The organism is Kribbella sp. HUAS MG21 (genome assembly GCF_040254265.1).
Classification (GTDB): Bacteria; Actinomycetota; Actinomycetes; order Propionibacteriales; family Kribbellaceae; genus Kribbella.
In genome coordinates, this window is the sequence record NZ_CP158165.1 from 1,411,031 (window position 1) to 1,429,151 (window position 18,121).

18 protein-coding genes are annotated in these 18,121 nt (G+C 70.0%); 9 read left to right on the forward strand and 9 right to left on the reverse strand.

Annotated elements, in window-relative coordinates; all coding sequences use genetic code 11:
- Positions 1-2: 2 nt before the first annotated feature.
- Positions 3-1,868, reverse strand: coding sequence for a translational GTPase TypA (gene typA, locus ABN611_RS06820; RefSeq protein ID WP_350278931.1), 1,866 nt, complete (start codon positions 1,866-1,868; stop codon positions 3-5).
- A gap of 265 nt (positions 1,869-2,133) precedes the next feature.
- On the opposite strand from typA, the gene ABN611_RS06825 reads away from it, so the two are divergent.
- Positions 2,134-2,769 (forward strand): helix-turn-helix domain-containing protein, encoded by a 636-nt coding sequence (locus tag ABN611_RS06825; RefSeq protein ID WP_350278932.1) that lies wholly within the window; start codon positions 2,134-2,136, stop codon positions 2,767-2,769.
- Here the strand turns inward: ABN611_RS06825 and ABN611_RS06830 are convergent.
- Entirely contained in the window at positions 2,737-3,894 is a 1,158-nt protein-coding gene (locus ABN611_RS06830; RefSeq protein ID WP_350278933.1) for an FAD-dependent monooxygenase, read from the reverse strand. The two genes, ABN611_RS06825 and ABN611_RS06830, sit on opposite strands and share 33 nt — an antisense overlap.
- Before the next feature lie 102 nt (positions 3,895-3,996).
- On the opposite strand from ABN611_RS06830, the gene ABN611_RS06835 reads away from it, so the two are divergent.
- Complete coding sequence (locus tag ABN611_RS06835) at positions 3,997-5,262, forward strand: erythromycin esterase family protein (RefSeq protein ID WP_350278934.1); 1,266 nt, start codon at positions 3,997-3,999, stop codon at positions 5,260-5,262.
- Between the two features lie 215 nt (positions 5,263-5,477).
- A complete protein-coding gene (locus tag ABN611_RS06840) occupies positions 5,478-5,639 on the forward strand; it encodes a hypothetical protein (RefSeq protein ID WP_350278935.1) in 162 nt (53 codons plus the stop codon).
- Here the strand turns inward: ABN611_RS06840 and ABN611_RS06845 are convergent.
- Both ABN611_RS06845 and ABN611_RS06850 read right to left on the reverse strand, forming a co-directional pair.
- Positions 5,636-6,637 carry an asparaginase gene (locus tag ABN611_RS06845; protein WP_350278936.1) on the reverse strand — a complete coding sequence of 334 codons (1,002 nt, stop codon included), beginning with the start codon at positions 6,635-6,637 and terminating at the stop codon, positions 5,636-5,638. The genes ABN611_RS06840 and ABN611_RS06845 overlap by 4 nt on opposite strands.
- Before the next feature lie 260 nt (positions 6,638-6,897).
- Positions 6,898-7,890, reverse strand: a complete 993-nt coding sequence (locus ABN611_RS06850; RefSeq protein ID WP_350278937.1) for a glycine cleavage T C-terminal barrel domain-containing protein — start codon at positions 7,888-7,890, stop codon at positions 6,898-6,900.
- A 111-nt stretch (positions 7,891-8,001) separates the two neighbouring features.
- On the opposite strand from ABN611_RS06850, the gene ABN611_RS06855 reads away from it, so the two are divergent.
- Entirely contained in the window at positions 8,002-8,823 is an 822-nt protein-coding gene (locus ABN611_RS06855) for an LLM class flavin-dependent oxidoreductase (protein WP_350278938.1), read from the forward strand.
- A 60-nt stretch (positions 8,824-8,883) separates the two neighbouring features.
- On the opposite strand, the gene ABN611_RS06860 is transcribed toward ABN611_RS06855, so the two are convergent.
- Positions 8,884-10,248 (reverse strand): cation:dicarboxylase symporter family transporter, encoded by a 1,365-nt coding sequence (locus ABN611_RS06860; RefSeq protein ID WP_350278939.1) that lies wholly within the window; start codon positions 10,246-10,248, stop codon positions 8,884-8,886.
- Positions 10,249-10,391: 143 nt separating this feature from the next.
- Here ABN611_RS06860 and ABN611_RS06865 point away from each other — a divergent pair, with 143 nt between their 5' ends.
- Together ABN611_RS06865 and ABN611_RS06870 are read left to right on the forward strand one after the other, a co-directional pair.
- Complete coding sequence (locus ABN611_RS06865) at positions 10,392-11,648, forward strand: ATP-binding protein (RefSeq protein WP_350278940.1); 1,257 nt, start codon at positions 10,392-10,394, stop codon at positions 11,646-11,648.
- Positions 11,641-12,318 (forward strand): response regulator, encoded by a 678-nt coding sequence (locus ABN611_RS06870; RefSeq protein WP_350278941.1) that lies wholly within the window; start codon positions 11,641-11,643, stop codon positions 12,316-12,318. The genes ABN611_RS06865 and ABN611_RS06870 overlap by 8 nt, the downstream gene beginning before the upstream one ends.
- Here the strand turns inward: ABN611_RS06870 and ABN611_RS06875 are convergent.
- Positions 12,315-12,812: an FABP family protein gene (locus ABN611_RS06875; RefSeq protein WP_350278942.1), complete on the reverse strand. Its 498-nt coding sequence runs from the start codon at positions 12,810-12,812 to the stop codon at positions 12,315-12,317. The genes ABN611_RS06870 and ABN611_RS06875 overlap by 4 nt on opposite strands.
- A 166-nt stretch (positions 12,813-12,978) precedes the next feature.
- Here ABN611_RS06875 and ABN611_RS06880 point away from each other — a divergent pair, with 166 nt between their 5' ends.
- The gene (locus ABN611_RS06880) at positions 12,979-13,341 is read left to right on the forward strand and encodes a DsrE family protein (protein WP_350278943.1); all 363 of its coding nucleotides are present in this window, start codon (positions 12,979-12,981) and stop codon (positions 13,339-13,341) included.
- 63 nt (positions 13,342-13,404) lie between these two features.
- On the opposite strand, the gene ABN611_RS06885 is transcribed toward ABN611_RS06880, so the two are convergent.
- Both ABN611_RS06885 and ABN611_RS06890 read right to left on the reverse strand, forming a co-directional pair.
- Complete coding sequence (locus tag ABN611_RS06885) at positions 13,405-14,985, reverse strand: hypothetical protein (RefSeq protein ID WP_350278944.1); 1,581 nt, start codon at positions 14,983-14,985, stop codon at positions 13,405-13,407.
- Positions 14,985-15,542, reverse strand: coding sequence for a hypothetical protein (locus ABN611_RS06890; RefSeq protein ID WP_350278945.1), 558 nt, complete (start codon positions 15,540-15,542; stop codon positions 14,985-14,987). Before ABN611_RS06890 ends, ABN611_RS06885 begins: the two co-directional genes overlap by 1 nt.
- 164 nt (positions 15,543-15,706) lie before the next feature.
- Between ABN611_RS06890 and ABN611_RS06895 the strand changes: the two genes are divergently transcribed.
- Together ABN611_RS06895 and ABN611_RS06900 are read left to right on the forward strand one after the other, a co-directional pair.
- On the forward strand, positions 15,707-16,846 hold the full coding sequence (locus tag ABN611_RS06895) for a molybdopterin-dependent oxidoreductase (RefSeq protein WP_350278946.1): 1,140 nt from the start codon (positions 15,707-15,709) through the stop codon (positions 16,844-16,846).
- Complete coding sequence (locus ABN611_RS06900) at positions 16,843-17,292, forward strand: hypothetical protein (RefSeq protein WP_350278947.1); 450 nt, start codon at positions 16,843-16,845, stop codon at positions 17,290-17,292. The genes ABN611_RS06895 and ABN611_RS06900 overlap by 4 nt, the downstream gene beginning before the upstream one ends.
- Here ABN611_RS06900 and ABN611_RS06905 read toward each other — a convergent pair.
- Positions 17,235-18,059, reverse strand: a complete 825-nt coding sequence (locus tag ABN611_RS06905; RefSeq protein WP_350278948.1) for a 3-keto-5-aminohexanoate cleavage protein — start codon at positions 18,057-18,059, stop codon at positions 17,235-17,237. The two genes, ABN611_RS06900 and ABN611_RS06905, sit on opposite strands and share 58 nt — an antisense overlap.
- Positions 18,060-18,121 lie beyond the last annotated feature (62 nt).

An 18,121-nucleotide genomic window follows, 5' to 3' on the forward strand; every position in this document is an offset into this window, starting at 1 on the left:
TGTCAGCTCTTCGACTTGCGACCGAGCTTGGCGCGCTCGATCTGGGTGAGGGCTACCTTGCGCATCCGGATCGCGTCCGGGGTGACCTCGACGCACTCGTCCTCGCGGCAGAACTCCAGCGACTGCTCCAGCGACAGCTTGCGCGCCGGGACCAGCTTCTCGAACTCGTCGGCGGTGGACGACCGGACGTTGGTCATCTTCTTTTCCTTGGTGATGTTCACGTCCATGTCGTCGGCGCGCGAGTTCTCGCCGACGATCATGCCCTCGTACACCTCGGTGGTCGGCTCGACGAACAGCGTGCCGCGCTCCTGCAGGTTGATCATCGCGTACGACGTCGCGGCGCCGGCCCGGTCCGCGACCAGCGAACCGCTCGGGCGGGTGCGCAGCTCGCCGAACCACGGCTCGTAGCCCTCGAACACGTGGTGCGCGATCCCGGTACCGCGGGTGTCGGTGAGGAACTCGGTGCGGAAGCCGATCAGGCCGCGGGCCGGCACCAGGAACTCCATCCGCACCCAGCCGGTGCCGTGGTTGGTCATCTGCTCCATCCGGCCCTTCCGGACCGCGAGCAGCTGCGTCACGGTGCCGAGGTACTCCTCGGGGCAGTCGATGGTCAGCCGCTCGACCGGCTCGTGGCGCTTGCCGTCGATCTCCCGGGTGACCACCTGCGGCTTGCCGACGGTCAGCTCGTAGCCCTCGCGGCGCATCTGCTCGACCAGGATCGCGAGCGCCAGCTCACCACGGCCCTGCACCTCCCAGGCGTCCGGCCGCTCGGTCGGCAGGACCCGGATCGACACGTTGCCGACCAGCTCCTTGTCGAGGCGGTCCTTCACCAGGCGGGCGGTCACCTTCGTGCCCTTGGTCCGGCCGGCCAGCGGGGACGTGTTGGTGCCGATCGTCATCGAGATGGCCGGCTCGTCGACGGTGATCAGCGGCAGCGGCTTCGGGTTCTCCGGGTCGGCGAGGGTGTCGCCGATCATGATCTCCGGGATGCCCGCGATCGCGACGATGTCGCCCGGCCCGGCCGAGTCGCCGGGCACCCGCTCGAGCGCCTCGGTGACCAGCAGTTCGGTGATCTTGACCCGCTCGATGGTCCCGTCGTGCTTGCACCAGGCGACCTGCGCGCCCTTCTTCAGCGTCCCCTCGTGCACCCGCACCAGGGCGAGCCGGCCGAGGAACGGCGAGGCGTCCAGGTTCGTCACGTGGGCCTGCAGCGGCGCGTCCTCGACGTACTCCGGAGCCGGCACGTTGGCGAGGATCGTCTCGAACAGCGGCTCGAGGTCCTCCGAATCCGGCAGGCCGCCGTCCTCCGGCTGGGTCAGCGAGGCGCGGCCGGCGCGGGCCGACGCGTACACGACCGGGAAGTCGAGCGCGCTCTGGTCGGCGTCGTGGTCGAGCAGGTCCAGGAACAGCTCGTACGTCTCGTCGACGACCTCGGAGATCCGGGCGTCGGTGCGGTCCACCTTGTTCACCACGAGGATCACCGGCATCTTCCGGGCCAGCGCCTTGCGGAGCACGAACCGGGTCTGCGGCAGCGGACCCTCGGACGCGTCCACCAGCAGCACGATCGCGTCCACCATCGACAGCCCGCGCTCGACCTCGCCGCCGAAGTCGGCGTGGCCGGGGGTGTCGATGATGTTGATCGTCACCTGCTCGCCGTTGGCCATCTTGTGCCGGACGGCGGTGTTCTTGGCGAGGATCGTGATGCCCTTCTCACGCTCCAGGTCGCCGGAGTCCATGGCGCGCTCGTCCACGTGCTGGTGGGCCCCGAACGCGCCGGACTGCCACAGCATCGCGTCGACGAGGGTGGTCTTCCCATGGTCGACGTGGGCCACGATCGCGACGTTGCGCAGGTCGTTACGGACAGGCATGAAGGAGCGCTCCAAGTCATCGATGGGTGTTAGGCGGTGGCTACGGCTGGTTTCACGTGCCACTCGACACAGGGCGCAGCCCTCACATCCTACCGGTCACGGCTCGTGTCCAAGAAACGGGAAGGACTTTGACATTCGTTGACTGGACGTCCAGTCTATAGATGCGCCCGGGGAGGGGTCGCACCAACGGGGGTCAGCCCGAGGCGCCGGGCACTGGCAATGGGGGGTTGCCCGGCGCTTCAGGCTTCGACCGGAAGAGGAGTCCGTGCCGCGATCGGCCGTCGTGAACCAGGAGCTGCGGGAACGCTCCCGCGAGCGGATCCTGACCGCCGCGCTCGAGGTCTTCGCCGCCAAGGGCTACGAGGCCGCGTCGATCTCGGAGATCACCGCGGCCGCAGGCGTCTCGCGCGGCCTGGTCTCGTACTACTTCGCCACCAAGGAGCAGCTCGCCGCCGAACTGCTGGACCGCTGGCTGGACGGCATCACCGGGATCCTTACCATCGAGGGAACTCCCGATGAACGTCTGGCCGGCATCATCGACGGCGCCCTGCTGGCGGCCGCGACCACGCTGCCGATCCAGCGGCTCGCGATCACGCTGATGATGCAGCCGACCACGCACGACGTGTTCGCCCGCGTCGAAGAGGCCAAGGCCGCGCGGGTCTCGCTGGTCGAGGACGCGATCCGGGACGTGTTCGCCGCCCGCGGCGCCGCCGACCCGGCCGTCGAGGAGATGTTGCTCAGGGCAACCTTGGAGGGCGTGACCGTGAAGCTGGCGATCTACCGCGACACCTTCCCGCTGGAGGCGGTCCGCCGCCGGCTGTACGCCGGCTACGACCTGCCCGCGCCGGCGTCCCCGCTCCCGTTCGCGTCACCTGCCGTCGACCGCCTGCGCGCCAAGTGATCCGGGCGGGCTCCACTCGAAGATCCGCGTCCCGTTCCGCAGCGCCGCCCGCGGCGGCGTGATCCGCAGTACGGCGTTCCGCAACCACTGACCGCGCGCGCCGACCTCGGCGCCGGTGCGTCCCATCCACGCGGACCGGCGGACGATCCGCTGGGTACGGCGATAGCGCCGCGACTCGTACTCCTGCAGCCCGGTCGCGAGCTCGCCGCCGGCCGGGACCACCAGCCCGAGCGTGATCGCATCCTCGAGCGCCGAGTTCGCGCCCTGGCCGAGCGTCGGCAGCATCGGGTGCGCCGCGTCCCCGATCAGCACCGTTCGCCCGATCGTGTACCGCGGCAACGCCCGCTCCAGCACCCACACGTCGTGCCGGATCACCTCGTCCGTCGCCCCGATCAGCGCGCGCACATCCGGTGCCCACGTCGCGAAGTACTCGCGGACCGCCCGTACCTCGTCCGCGATCGGGCGGCCGCTCGGCATCGCGACGTACCCGTACCAGTAGATCTCGCGGGCGCTGATCCGGAGCGCTCCGAACTCCGCCCGCGGCCCCCACGTCATCGCGAACGTGTCGTCGAGCGTGGTGTCGGGCGTCGCTGCCCGCCAGCAACTGAAGCCGCTGTAACGCAAACCTGTGGAGAACAACGTGTTCCGGGTGATGCTCCGGATCCCGTCCGCGGCGACGACCAGGTCGGCCCGCGCCGTGTGCGTCCCGTCCGCGGACTCCCAGATCACGCGGGCCTGCTCCCCACCAGCCGCGCCCGGCTCGACCGCCGTCACCCGAGCGCCGGTCACGAGGTCTGCTTGCTGTACGTCGACCAACGCCTGGTGCAGGCGGCGCCGGTGGATCCCGATCATCCGCGTGTCGCCGTCCGGTGCCTTGAGCAACCACTTCCCGTCCCGGCGCCGGGTTCCGGTCGCGCGGACGTCGTACCCGTCGCGCCGGATCTGCTCCGCCGCACCGATCACCTCGGCCGCCCGGAGACCGTTGACCGTGACGACCAGGCCCGCGCCGACCTCGCCTAGCTCCGGCGCCGCTTCCAGCACGCGCACCTGCCAGCCCGACCGCGTCAACGCCGCCGCGGCGGCCAGTCCGGCGATCCCACCGCCGACGACGATCGCGTTGCTCATGTCCTCAGCTTAGGAACACGCGTGCCTACGCCGGTCGGCGTACCCGGAAAGCCTTCCGCCGGACGACGCGGTCGGCGCGCCTGCCCGGCAGGGTGAGATGGTATGACGCCCATCTCTCGAAGAACGTTGCTCACCGGATCCGCGCTCGCCGTCGCGACGGCCGGCCTGCGACCGGTCCGGAGTTCCGCGACCGGCGACCAGCTCACCAGTTGGATCAACCGGAACGCCAAGCCCGTCGGCGATCTCCGGCACACGATCGGCGGCGCCCAGATCGCCGGGCTGGGCGAGGCCGCCCACGGGACCGCGGAGATCACGCACCTCAAGCTGCGCGCGGTCCGCGACCTCGTGGAACACCACGGTTTCCGCTCGGTCATCTTCGAGGACGACTGGTCGCTCGGCACCCTGCTGAACGACTACGTCCTCACCGGGCGCGGCGATCTGCACGCGCTGATGGACGAGCTGAGCACCGAGGCCCGCACGCACGAGAACGCGGAGCTGTTCCAGTACCTCCGGACCTACAACGCGACCCATCGCGACAAGGTCCGCTTCGCTGGTTCGGAGTACTTCTCCACCCGACGCCTCTCCTACGAGGCCGTCGCCGAGTACGTCGCCCGCCGCGCGCCGCACCGCCTCGCCGAACTGCACCGCATCCTGGACCCGATCAAGCCGTTCACCGACAACATGGGCGAGTACGTCCAGTGGTACTACCGCGAGGTCAAGGACAAGGCGCCGTACGTCGCCGGCGCACAAGCCGTGCACGCACTGATCCGGGAGCTACCGCACCGCCCGAACGACCGCGACCACGCGGTGACGGAGCAGCACGCGCGCCAGATCCGCTCGTTCTACACGGCTTTCAGCCTGCCGGAGGACGAGATCTGGGCCTACCGCGACGCCCGGGCCGCCGAGAACGTCCGCTGGTGGCACAGCTTCACCCGCAACAAGGTCGTCTACTGGGCCGCCACCGCCCACACCGCCAACGCACCGCACCTACGCGTCACCGTGCCACCCGGCCCCGACGTCAGGTTCAAGCCGGTCGGCGCCTACCTCCGCCAGTGGTACGGCGCCCGCTACCGCTCCGTCGCCTACACCCTCGACCACGGCACCGCCCTGGGCCCGACCCCACTCCCGCCGGCCCCGACAGACTGGTTCGAACACCAACTCACCGCAACAGGCCGCGACAACTTCCTCCTGGACCTACGAACCAAGCCGCAACCGCCCGCCGTCCACGCTTGGCTAAACCAACCAGCCCGAACCCGAGGCCTGGCAGAAGCGGGCACCACGTCCTACCTAACCGGCGACAGCCCATCCACCTGGTTCGACGTCGTACTCCACACAAGGGAAGTAACGCCGACCCACCCGCTCAACTGAAGGTCGGGGCGTGCGCGCGAGTAAATAGAAAGAAAGGAAAAGAAAAACAAGAGAAAACAAGTGAAAGACAATAAGAAGGGATTAACGGCGGTTGGCTGCCTGGTCACCTTCGGCATTGAGCGGATGTCGGCCGGTGGCAGGTTCAGGATCCGAGCGGCAGGGAACCGAGGAGCGATCGATCCGTCCCGGGGAGCCGGACGAGCTGCCCGGTCGGGGTGACCTGCAACGTGAAGGACTCGATCGGCGGCGCTCCGGCCGCCCGCCAGCTGCAGCCAGGGCTTGTCTACCGTATCGCGCACGCCGGAGCCGGCGCCCAGTGCCGCGCGGCGTTGACGGGCGATCTGCTGCGTGCCAGTCCGACGTACGCCGCCCGCTAGCTGAACGCTGCCGCGTGCGGAGATACGGCGCCGACCTCGATGCCGCCGCCGTACAGGGGGAAGCGAGCCTGCTTCTCGATCGCGTCGTGCTCTATGCCGAGTCGGCGGAGGGTGGCCGCGATCGCTACCGAGGATGCCCTCGATGCACCGTCCTCGATCTTCACGGCCACTCCGCGCCCGTCTGCGAGCCCTGCGGCGTACACGCCCTCGGCGCCGATCTTGCACAGGAGGCCGGGCACGGCACGCATCAGGGCGGCCTCGTCACGCCTGCTACCGCTGGCGTACTCGGGGTACTCGCGGAAGGCGGAGGCGATACGACCCTCGAGCGTGTCCGGAGCCGCTGCCGCGAACAGACCGAAGGAACGCGCGAGACCAGCGAGGCTGATCGCCAGCAGCGGCGCTCCACAGCCGTCTACAGCGACGTGGGCGACCTTCTCGCCGGCAGAGTCCTCGATCGCGGCACGGATCGCTTGCTGCAGCGGGTGCCCGGGCGAACGGTAGTCATCGGTGCCCCAGACCGCGTCCGGGCTCTTCTCGCGAGCCGGGTCGTGGATCGGCCAGCCGTTGTGCACGCAGGTCGCGATCATCGCGGCGTGCTTGCCGGAGCAGTTCATGGTGATGCGCTCCTGCGCGTGACCTGCTCGAACCCATTCGTCGCGGCTCTGGTCGTCGTACGGATAGGACGCCGGCGTGCGCAGGGCCGTCTCGTCGAGGCCGACACCAGCGAGGATCTCGCGGACGCCGTCGAGGTGGAACTGCTCGCCGGAGTGCGAGGCGCCGGCCAGGGCCAGCAGCTTGCCGTCCAGGTCGAGGCCGTTGCGGAGCATGCCGAGGGCCTGCATGGGCTTGTTGGACGAGCGCGGGAACATCGGCTGGTCCACGATGCCGGCGGACCAGGCGACGGAGCCGTCGGGGTCGGTCACGACGACGGAGCCGCGGTGGTGGCCTTCGACGAAGTCGCTGCGGACGACGTCGGCCAGGATCACAGGTTCGGTCACGGCTGAACTGTACAGGTGCAAAACGTGTGGTTACGAATGATTCGCATCACTGATATGTGGACCGCAGGCCCACGACCTCTGCGCCGTTGGGATGTCGGCGCGCCGGTTCATCGGGCGGCAGCCACATTCTGTGACCAGGCGACACACCACACAGGCGGGGTCGGGTTGGGGAGGATTTCCCGCCCGGACGGGGAGGAAATGCTCCCCAGGTCCCACCCAAGTCCTTCCTTCCCTTTCTCCGCACCTTCGCCTTTGGTCACTCACAAGCGGGAGCGCACGTGCAGGCCTACTTCCGGGTCGACGAGGAGTTCCTGGGTCGCGGTCACCGTGGGTTGGTCTTCGGCCACGATCTCGAGGACGGCGGACGGGTCGACGTTGCGCTTGACCAGGGCGAGGGCGATCGGGCCGAGTTCGTGGTGGCGGGCGGCGGAGCCGATGAAGCCGATCTGCTTGTCGCCGGCGCGGACGGCGTACCCGTGGGCCGGGAGGTGATCGACCGAGCCGTCGAGGTGCAGGCGGACCAGGCGGCGCGGCGGGCGGCCGAGGTTGTGGACGCGGGCGACCGTCTCCTGGCCGCGGTAGCAGCCCTTGTTCAGGTGGACGCCGACGCCGAGCCAGCCCAGCTCGTTCGGGATCGCGCGCTCGTCCGTGTCCAGGCCGAACCGCGGCGCGCCCGCCTCGATCCGGAGCGCCTCGTACGCCCAGACCCCGGCGGCCGGGCCCTCCAGACCGGCCAGCTCGGTCCGCGGCAGGAACACCTCGTGGCCGCCGAGCGAGTCCTCGCCGCTCCGCGTCACATACTCACCCGACGCGGTGCCCGGACGCCAGATGATCGCGTAGTCGTCAGTCACGTCCGCGATCTCGACGCGGGACATGAACACCATCTTCTGCAGCCAGTCCACCAGCGCCGCGGCCGCGCCCGGCTCGGTGTTCAGCCAGAACGTCTCGCCGTCGTCCACGCCGTACATCACGTGCTCCACATGGCCCGTCGGCGACAGCAGCAGCGCCGTCGTCGACGTCCCGGGCTTGAGCCCTTCGAAGTACTGCGTGGTCAACGCGTGCAGCCAGGTGAGCCGGTCGGGCCCGGTGATCGTGACCACGTCGCGGTGCGACAGGTCGACGAAGGCCTGACCCGCGACCAGTGCGCGCTGTTCGCGCAGGTCCGAGCCGTAGTGCGCGGCGACGCCGGCGTCGAGTCCGTCGGCCTCGACCGCACCCGGGCGGTCCAGGAGGGGGCTGCGGTTGCGTGACATGTCACCAGAGTACGTCGAGCGACGTACGGGGATCGCCTCCCACCGTGGGATGTGGACACTCCCCCGGTGCCGCGACGCTGGAATCACCAAACAGACGAAGGGAGCAGGGCGATGAGCGACAGAATATTCCGGTTCGGCGTAGTGGGCAGTCCGCGGGCCGGCGACGAGTGGACGACGACCGTACGGCGGGCCGCGGACCTCGGGTACTCGACCGTGCTGATGCCCGACGGGCTGCAGTTGCCGTCGCCGTTCCCGTCGCTGGCGATGGCTGCCGCGGTCGCGGACATCCGGGTGGGCACGTTCGTCGTGGCTGCTCCGCTGCGCACCCCACGGGCGGCCGCCTGGGAGGCGCACACGCTGACCGTGCTCACCGGCGGACGGTTCGACTTCGGCATCGGTACGGGCCGTCCGGACGCCGAGCAGCAGACCGCGGAGATCGGATTGCGTTGGGGCTCGGCGAAGGAGCGCCGCGACCAGGTGCGCGAGACCTTGGACCAGCTGGCGAAGCTCGACGGAGGTCGCCGTACGCCGATCATGCTGGCGGCCGGCGGACCGCGCGCGCTCGCCCTGGCGGCCGCCCGGGCCGACATCGTCTCGCTGGCGAAGGACGCGATGACGCCGCGCGCGGAGGTACTGCGGCTCGTGCGGGACCTCCGTGAGCTGGCCGGATCGCGCGCCGACGACATCGAGCTGGCGATGAACCTGTTCGCGGCCGGCACCCGCGAGCTGCCGCCGTGGACGAAGCGCGCGGCCGGCGTCGAGCCCGAGGTCCTCGAGGCGAGCGACTCGCTGATGATGCTGCGCGGCACGCCGCGGGAGATGGCCGACGAGCTGCAGCGGCGCCGGGACGAGTTCGGTACGTCGTACATCAGCGTCAACGCGACGTACCTCGACGACCTGGCACCCGTGGTGGAGATGCTGAACGGGAAGTAGTACAGCGCTGCCCGCCGGTTGTGGACCGGCGGGCAGCGCTGGGAGGGGTGGGAAGGTGGTCTAACCGGCCGGGTGGGACGCGGCCGTGGGGTGTACGTCGCCGGCGTGCGTGTCACCGGCCGCGAACGCGACCTCGTCGAACGGGTCCTCGCCCGCGAACACCTGGCGCGCCTGCTCCTTGTCGAACTCGCCGACCCAGTGCCCGACCAGGACCGTCGCGACCGCGTTGCCGGCGAAGTTCGTCAGCGCCCGCGCCTCGGACATGAACCGGTCGATGCCGACGATCAGGCCGACGCCGTCGACCAGCTCCGGGCGGTGCGACTGCAGACCGCCGGCCAGCGTGGCCAGGCCGGCACCGGTGACACCGGCGGCGCCCTTCGACGCGACGATCATGAACAGCAGCAGCGAGATCTGCTGGCCGACCGTGAACGGCGTGTCCATCGCCTCCGCGATGAACAGCGACGCCATCGTCAGGTAGATCGCCGTACCGTCGAGGTTGAAGGAGTACCCGGTCGGCACCGTGATGCCGACGACGGACTTGTCGATGCCGAGGTGCTCCATCTTGCCGATCAGCCGCGGCAGGGCGGTCTCCGACGACGAGCTGGACACGATCAGCAGGAACTCCCGGCCGAGGTACCGCAGCAGCTGGAAGATCGAGATCCCGGTCACCAGCCGAAGGATGGTGCCGAGGACGACGACCACGAACAGCAGGCAGGTGAGGTAGAAGGCGAGCATGATCTTGCCGAGGCTGACCAGGGCGTCGGCGCCGGTCGCACCGACGACGGCGGCGATCGCGCCGAACGCGCCCACCGGCGCGGTCCACATGATCATCGACAGGATCTTGAACACCAGCCGCTGGATGTGCCCGATGCCGGTCAGGATCGGCTGGCCCTTGGAACCCATCGCCTGCAGCGCGAACCCGACGAGCAGCGCGACCAGCACGGTCTGCAGCACCTCGCCCTCGGTCAGCGAGGACAGCAGCGACTTCGGGATGATGCCGAGGATGAAGTCCGTCGTGCTCTCGTGCGCGCCGGCGGCCTGCTTCTGGCCGGCCTCACGGAGCTTGTCGGTGAGGTTCAGGCCCGAGCCCGGCTGCACCAGGTTGCCGACCACGAGGCCGATGGCGAGCGCGACCGTCGACATCACCAGGAAGTAGCCGAGCGCCAGCCCGCCGACCTTGCCGACGCTTGCGGCCTGCCGGACCGAGCCGATGCCGAGCACCAGCGTGCAGAAGATGATCGGGCTGATCAGCATCTTGATCAGGTTCACGAAGCCGGTGCCGAGCGGTTTCAGCTCGACGGCCACGTCGGGGAACAGGAAACCGACGCCGATGCCGAGCAGCACGGCGACGATGACGGCGATGTAGAGGAAATGGGTGCGGTCGTTGCGGACCGGCGTCGGGCGGGGTTCGGTCGGGCTCGACATTGGTGGGACTCCCTGTATCGGCCTGGCGGAGGGGTGATGGGGGACTTGGTGAGTAACTGTGACGTGACGCACAGGAGAACCGGGCATTTCGTTCATATCGTTCGCTGTGCCGACTCAGTGCGAAGTCGGTGCAGACTGTCGCCATGAAGCATCGGCCGTGGGAGCTGCGCCGCCAGGTTCTCTGGTTGCAGACCGTCACGGTCACGGTACTGATCGCGATGGTCTGGCTGGTGATGATCAGCCGGTCGCGCGCGCAGGCGCTGCGCGACGAGGCCGCGAGCGGGATCCCGGCGCCGAGCTGGTGGGAGCTCGCCCGGCTGGACCTGCGGTCGATGCTCGGCATCGCGAGCCTGATGCTCGGGGTCGCGATCGCCGGCAATGCGCTCGTCACCTGGCGGGTACGGCGGGCCACCCGCGGCGTCGGCACCCAGTCGCTGGCCCGGATGCTCGACTTCTACGAAGGCGTCCTGCACGCGGCACGCGAGGGCCTGATCCTGCTCGACACCGACGGCCGCGTCCAGCTCGCGAACGACGAGGCGTTGACCCTGCTCGGGCTCCGCGAGGTCGTACCCGGTACGCCGCTGGAGGAGCTGAAGCTCGGCGCCCCACTCGCGGAGCTCCTCGCGACCGGCCGGACGGCGTACGACGAACTCCACCTGGGCGCGCAGGGTGTCGTCGTCGTGAACCAGCAGCCGTCCGGGCGCGGGCGGATCGTCACGCTGCGGGACCACACGCAGCTGCAGCGGTTGCTCGGTGAGCTGGACGCCGTCCGGAGCCTCGCGGAATCGTTGCAGGCGCAGAACCACGAGGCGTCGAACCGGCTGCACACCGTCGTCAGCCTGATCGAGATCGGGAAACCGGAACGGGCCCGGGAGTTCGCGGTGTCCGAGCTGCAGTTCGCACAGGCGATGACCGACCGCGTCGTCGGCACGGTCGGCGACCCGGTGCTCGCATCGTTGCTGTTGGCGAAGTTGTCGCAAGCGCAGGAGCGCGGCGTCGTCCTCACGCTCGACCTCGGCACCGAGGCGCTGAGCACCCGGCTCCCGGCGCAGGACCTGGTCACCGTCGTCGGAAACCTGCTGGACAACGCGATCGAGGCCGCGCGCGGCGGTCCAGCGCCGCGGAAGGTCGAGTTCAGGGCGTCGACGACCGCGGACGCCGTCGACCTGGTCGTCACGAACACCGGCGCCGAGTTGGGGTCGGCGGAGCTGGCGCACATGTTCGAGCGCGGGTGGTCGACGAAGGCCGAGCCGGGACACGGGCTGGGGCTCGTGCTGGTGCGGAGTACGGTCGAACGGTGGCAGGGTTCGCTCATGGTGGATCCGGATTCCGAGCTGGACGAGGTACCCGCGCTGACCGTGCGGGCGCGGCTGCCGCGGGCGGTGAGCACGAGTGCCTGACCTGCGGGTCCTCGTCGTCGAGGACGATCCCGTCGCGGCGGAGGCGCACCGCACGTACGTCGAGCGGCTGCCCGGGTTCACGTGCGTCGGGATCGCCGGTACGGCGGGGCGCGCGCTGCAGGTGCTGACGCGCGGCGAGGTGGACGTCGTACTGCTCGACATGCACCTGCCGGACGGGCACGGGTTGGATGTCGTCCGGCGGATGCGCGCCGTCGGCAACCAAACCGACGTGGTTGCGGTGACGTCGGCGCGGGAGGTCGCGGCGGTGCAGGCGGCGGCGCGGATCGGCGTTGTGCAGTACGTGCTGAAGCCGTTCGCGTTCGAGACGTTGCGGGACCGGCTGACCGCGTACGCGCGGCAGCGCCGGGCCGCGTCGCTGGGTGAGGTCGTCGCGGACCAGGACGAGGTCGACCGACTGTTGCACCCAGCAACTGTTTCGTCGGTTCCGAAGGGGCTGGCGGGCGCGGTGCTGGATCGGGTCGTTCAGTTGCTCGCGGACCGCGAAGGGTGGACCGCGGAGGAGGTCGCGACGTCGTTGGGTACGTCGCGGATCACGGCGCGCCGGTACCTCGAACACCTCGCCGACCAGGGCCAGGCCTTGCGGACGCAGCGGTACGACGGACGCAGCGGGCGGCCGAAGGTCGAGTACTCGTGGGTGGCGGAGAGCTAGTTGGCGCGGACGAGGGTCGCCCAGAGGTGGGGCTGGAGGGCCTGACCTTCGGCGGCCATGTCGTAGGCCCAGAGCAGTTCGCCGTTCACGAGGCCGTAGAGGCGGTGGCCGGCGGTGACTTCCTTGGCGGTCACGGTGCGGGCGACGACATCCGTCCGGAGCTCGATCTTGGCGCCGTCGATGTCGCCGTACCAGATCTCGGCGATGCCGGTCGGGTGCGCCAGGATCAGCTCCACCTTGTTGTCCGGCTGCGGACGCCAGAAGCCGGTCTCGACGGCCAGCGGGCGCTCCTTGGTGCCGTCCTCGCCGACCACGAACGTCTGGCTGACGTAGTGCAGGTACGGCTTGCCGTTGTGGGTGAAGTCGATCTGCTGCCCGAACTCGAACTTCTCGATCGTCGGGTAGTCGCCGTGCCCGCGGCCCTCCCAGCGACCGAGCAGCCACGCGAGCGGCATCAGGTCCGGGTGCAGGTCCTGCGGGATCTCGAACGCCATGTGGTCACTCAGTTCGCGCCGCGGCCGCGGTACAGCCGGTAGACGACGAACGCCGAGAACCAGCCCATGAACACACAGACCAGGACCAGCAGCGTGGTGAAGACGACGTGCAGCACGTTGGTCAGTCTAGAGGATGGGTACGGCGGGCTTCGGCTACGGTGGCGTGATGTCCCGCACGCTGGTGATCAAGCTGACCGCAGGCGCCGAGGAGCCCGAACGCGCCAACCAGGCCTTCACGGTCGCCGCAACCGCCGTCGCCGCCGGCGCCGAGGTCTCCCTGTGGCTCACCGGCGAGGCCGTCTGGTTCGCGGTCCCGGGTCGCGCGGAGGCGTTCGAACTCCCGCACGCGGCACCGCTGTCCGACCTGCTCTCCACGGTCCTGGAGGCCGGTCAGCTGACCGTCTGCACCCAGTGCGCCAAACGCCGCAACCTCACGCAGCAGGACCTACACCCCGGCATTCGAGTAGCCGGAGCCCCGGCTTTCACCGAAGAAATCCTCGCGGACAACGCCCAAGCCATCGTCTACTAGCCACTCGCCTGAGCGGCGCCGCCGGTCAGCGTGGGTGGCGCTGACCGGCGGCGAGTTGGATTGTCAGGTGCGGCTCAGGCCGGGGCCGTCGTTGCCTCGGGTGCGGTCGGTGCGTTCGTTGGCCTGCTGGAGTTCGCGGCCGGTGCGTTCGCCGCCGCCGACGGCGGGGCTGGAGCTGACGGCTTCGTGGGCCGGGGCATGGCCCTTCTGGGTCTTGTCCACCAGGACCGCCTTTTCGTCGGCCGGGATGTCGCGGCCGGCGCCGGTCTGCTGGGTGGGCTTGTTCGCGCGGGCCTCGTCGAGCACCGGATCCTCGGCGGCACGCTCCGGCGGGCGCCACTGGCTCTGCGGGCCCTGGCCGTCCGGCGCCTGGACAGTCTGCGCCTGAACGTCCTGCGCCTGAACGTCCTGCGCGGGGTCGGTCCCGTTCAGGTCGGTGCCGGACTGTTCCAGGTCCCCTGGCGCGTGGTCGGAGACGTACGGGTCGACGCCGTCCTGGGCCAGGGTGTCGGTGCCGCGTTCCTCGTTGGCGACGTACGGGTTGACGCCGTCGTCTGCCTCGAGGGCCGGCTGCCGGTCGTCCGTGCCCAGCTCCGCCGCGTCGAGCTCGTCGCCTCCGCGTTCGCCGTCGAGTTCGCTGTCGACGTCCGAGTCCAGCGCCGGCTCCCGCGACTCGGCGACCTGCTCGAACCTGGGGTTGTCGGTCGCATACGGGCTGGGGCTCTCCGCTGCAGGATCGTCCAGCGCGTTCGCATCCTGGGCGTCGAGGGCGGGCTCCTGGGCGTCGGCGGCACGGTCCTGCGCCACGTCCGCCTCGTCGGTGACGTACGGGCTCGGCTGCTCGTTCTCAGCCTGCAGCTGGTTGTCCGCCTCGCCCGCAGGCTCGGCCCGCTCACCGGTCTCCTCGACCTGCTGGCCGGTCTGCCCCGGTTCCCCGGGCTCTGCCTGCTCAGCCTGCTCAGTCTCCGCAGCGTCCTCCGCCTGCTCAGGCTGCGCGCGCTCGTCCCGTTCGTCGTCGAGCGCCTCGGCGGCGACGGCCGCGCCCGCCGCGGCTCCGGTGGCGGTCGCGGGGTCGATGCCGTCGCGCTCACCCTGGCGGTTCTGCTCGTCGCGCCTGCGCCGCTCCTCGTCCGCGCGCTCCCGCTCCTCCTGCCGGCGCTCGACCGCGTCGTCCTGACCGTCGCCGTCGCGGTCGTTGGCGTCGTCGTTCCGCTCGTCGATCTCGTCGCGACGCTCGGTCGCGTCGTCGCGGCCGTCGCGGTCACGGTCCGTTCGGTCCTCGACCCGATCGTCGCGACCGTTCCGGTCGCGGTCGTCGTTCAGCGCCTGGTCGAGCTCGGCGTTCCGCTCCTCGAGCTCCCGGTTCTGCCGCTCGAGAGCGTCGTTCTGCTCGGCCAGCTCGGCGACCCGCTCCATGTCCCGGGTCCGCTCGGGCCCGTCCGAGCGCCGCATCAGCCGATCGGTCTCGGGGTCCCATCGGCCGCGGGAGACCGAGTCCTCGAGCGAGACGCGGCGCCGCTGGAAGCGGTTGAGGAGACCCTGGGTCACCCGGCGGCCCTGGTGCATCACCTGACGCACGCGCTGATACGCGGCGACCAGATGCTGGAAGAGGTCGTCGGTCGCCTCGTCGCCTGACATCGACATCACGCCACCTCGTTCGCATAGACGGAGTACCCGAAGCCGGCGGCGGTTTCGCCGGGCGCCGGCTGTGAGGCGTACAGGTGGAACTCGGCGCCCGGGCGGAGCCAGACGGCCAGGTGCCGGCGGCGGCCGCGCCACTCCGGCGGCACCCGCGGGTCGTCGCCGGGACCGACGTACACGGGCGGTCCCCAGTACCGCCGGGCGAGCTCGAGCTGACCGGGCCAGTGCGTGTCGAGGCCCTCCTCGGCGAGCGCCAGCTCGGACGCACCGATGTCGTACGCCGACCAGCCGCTGCGCGGGCTCTCGGGCAGGACGGCGTCGGGCAGCACCAGCATCACCGTCTCGCGCTGGGTGACCAGGCCCCAGGTGTACCGGTCGGGGTCGATGTTGCCCGGCGCCCAAGGGCGCCAGCCGGTGGCGGCGGTGACGCGATTGACCAGGGCGCGGATCGCGTCCATCCCGGTCGCCGGCGGTCCCCAGACCGGTCGCCAGTCGACGACCTCGGCGAGATCGGCCATCGCGCGCTCGTCGTCGTCGGACGGCCGCTCCTGCGTCTTCACTCCGCCACACTCCTTCCGTCAAGTTTGCCCAGAGTATGCCCCGACCGGTGCCACCGATCGCCGTACAGACGCAGACCTGTGGATAACTGGTTCCGCCGACGCCGTTCGCGAGCAGTAACCGCGTGACGGCCGCCGGAGCGCGCCGGCGGGGTTGTAGTAGAAACATGAAGCTCCCGGCACCTCCGACGGAGAAGTCGTTCCCGTCGCCGCTGCACCATCCGCGGGTGGCGACCGTCATCGGCCGCTGGCTCGGGACCGCCGTGGCGGTCTGCTTCCTGACCGGGCTGTACAGCCACTTCCAGCAGGACGGCCCCGCCTGGCTGCAGTTCCCCAGCCGCCCGGCGAGCATGTACCGCGTCACGCAAGGCCTGCACGTGCTGAGCGGGACAGTCGCCGTCCCACTCCTCCTCGCCAAACTGTGGACCGTCTATCCGAAGCTGTTCGCCAAGCTGAACCCGAAGGCCCTCGGTCCGACGATCGAGCGCCTGTCGATCCTGGTGCTGGTCTCCGCGACGGCCCTCGAACTGTTCATCGGCTTCCTCAACACCGTGCAGTGGTACCCGTGGCCGTTCCCGTTCCGGCAGACCCACTACGCGCTGGCGTGGATCATAGTCGGCGCACTCCTCGTCCACCTCGCCGTCAAGCTCCCGCTGATCCGCGCCAACTGGCGCCGTACGCCGGAGCCCACTCCCGAGTCGCTGCCACCGGACGTCACCGGCCTCACCCGCCGCGGCCTGTTCCGGACGGTCGCCGGCGCCGCAGCGCTCGTCGGCATCACGTCGGTCGGCCAGTCCGCACCACCGCTCGGCCCTGTCGCCGTCCTCGCACCCCGCAAGCCGAACGTCGGTCCACAGAGCCTGCCGGTGAACCGTACGGCGGAAGCGGCCGGCGTCACCGGGATCAGCGCGGACTGGCGTCTCACGATCGTGGGCCCAAGGCAACTGTCCTACACGCTCGACGAATTGCGGCGACTTCCGCAGAGTCGCTCCAGCCTGCCGATCGCCTGCGTCGAGGGATGGAGTCAGGGAGCGCGGTGGGAGGGCGTACGGATCCGGGATCTGCTCGAGCTCTGCGGTGCTCCGGCGGAGTCGCGGGTGCGGGTGGTGTCGATGGAGAAGGGTGGGTTCTACGCGACCAGTGAACTGCCGGAGACGTTCGCGGCCGATCCGTTGACGTTGCTGGCGTTGCGGCTCAACGGCTCCGAACTAGCGCTCGATCACGGGTTCCCGGCGCGGATCATCGCGCCCAACCGGCCAGGGGTGTTGCAGACCAAGTGGGTTCAGCGACTGGAGGTCGTCGGATGAGGCTGCGGATCGGATTACTGGTCGCCGGCGTGCTGATGGCCCTGTGGGGCGGTTGGAAGCTGGTCGGCACCTTGGACGGGCAGGCGTTGGTGCGGTTGCCGCTGTGGCTGGGTGGGGCAGTAGTGGTGGACGACTTCGTGCTGGTTCCGTTGACCATCGCCGCAGGTTGGGCTGTCGCGCGGTGGTCCACCGGGCCCGGGCGGCATCGACTCGTGGGCGTGGTGCGGACGACGTTGTTGTATGTAGGCATCACCAGCCTGATCGCCCTGCCGTTGCTGCTGCGCCAGGGCAAGGGCGCCAACCCGACCGTGCTCTCCCGCGACTACCTCCGCGACTGGTTATTGCTCGAAGCAACAATCGTGGTCGCCGGGGTGATCGGCTACGTGCTTCAGCGCTTCACGTTCAACAGCTCGCGGGCCTCGTCGGGAGACATCGGCGGGCGCTGAGCCAGCGTCGCCAGCGCGGCCGCGCGCTCGACGAGCTCGGCGTTGTGCGTGACCGGCTGTCCCTTCGCCAGCGTCAGCGTGTCCTCCATCCCGACGCGCAGGTTGCCGCCCTTCGACAGCGCCGCCAGCGCGACCGTCAACGACGTACGGCCGATACCCGTGGCGGACCAGGACGTGACGGCGTCCGGCAGCGCGTTGACGGCCGCGACGAGCGCGTCCGCCGTACCGGGCATGCCGCCGGGGACGCCCATCACCAGGTCGCAGTGCACGCGGCCGCCGTACGGCAGGCCGTACTTGTCCAGCAGCCGGTGCAGCGCGGCGACGTGGCCGAGATCGAACAGCTCGAACTCCGGAACGACCTCCCGCTCCTGCGTGAGCTGGTAGAGCTGCGTGACGAACGGCCACGGATTCATGAACACGTCGTCGCCGAAGTTGACCGTGCCCATCGTCAGCGAGCACGAGTCCGGTGCGGCATCCAGCACGCGCAGCCGGTCCTCGTACGGATCCGTGACGGCACCGCCCGTGGAGAGCTGAACGACCAGCGCGGTGTTCTCCCGCACCGCCGCGACCGTGTCGGTCAGCCGTCCCAGGTCCAGCGTCGGCCGGTGCTCGCCGTCCCGGATGTGGATGTGGATCATCGCCGCCCCCGCGGCCTCGCAGCGCTTCGCCGTCTCGACCAGCTCGTCGAGCGTGGTCGGCAGCGCCGGGCAGTCCGCCTTCGCGGTCTCGGCACCGGTGGGAGCAACAGTGATCAGAGTCGACGCCATGGACGAATCCTGCCAGATCGGGGACTGAAACGAGATATTTGCCGGTACGACGGTCCGATGAC